Annotated in this window: 1 protein-coding gene; it reads right to left on the bottom strand. The window is 63.1% G+C overall.

Translation table 11 applies throughout. The features are described from left to right. Positions 1–26: 26 nt before the first annotated feature. Positions 27–477: hypothetical protein (locus tag AC1D0P_RS28955; RefSeq protein WP_477679886.1), on the bottom strand; the 451-nt coding region annotated here is incomplete at its 5' end.

Raw genomic sequence — 477 nt, 5'->3', positions numbered from 1 at the left:
CAAGCTTGCGCGAAGGTTTTCGTTTTTCAGCTCAGAGCCGGATTCGGGATGCCTTTGCCGAGGCTGCAATTTTCCGGCGGCCGGCCCATAAGCCGTCCCTCATACCAGTCGACCCATGCGTCCCAGCGCCTATGCCGCGCAGATGGCGACCCGCGAAACGTTCCTATGAGCTCCGACAATTCGGGCTGTTCGGTTTTGATGTCGATATTCGTCCCCCAGGCCGGCGCCATGGCAAGCGCCGGTGCGGCAGTTCCGGCCTCGACCAGACCAATGTCGGCGTCGAGCGCCTGCCAGAAGACGGCCTGACGCGCTGATGCCAGCGCAGGGTCAACAATTGCGGAGAGCGCCGAGCACGCCGTATAGGCGATTTCACCTGCCGGTCGACCCGTCGTCGCGTCACTGATGGCGTAGACCGCATAGACCGAGCCTGCGGGAGCAAGCGCGAAGGTGTCGCCGTGATCACGCAAGCCTTCGTTC

Source organism: Polaromonas sp. P1_G2, from assembly GCF_056405515.1.
Note: the sequence above shows the minus strand (reverse complement) of the source record. Positions and strands in the feature narration are given on the sequence as shown.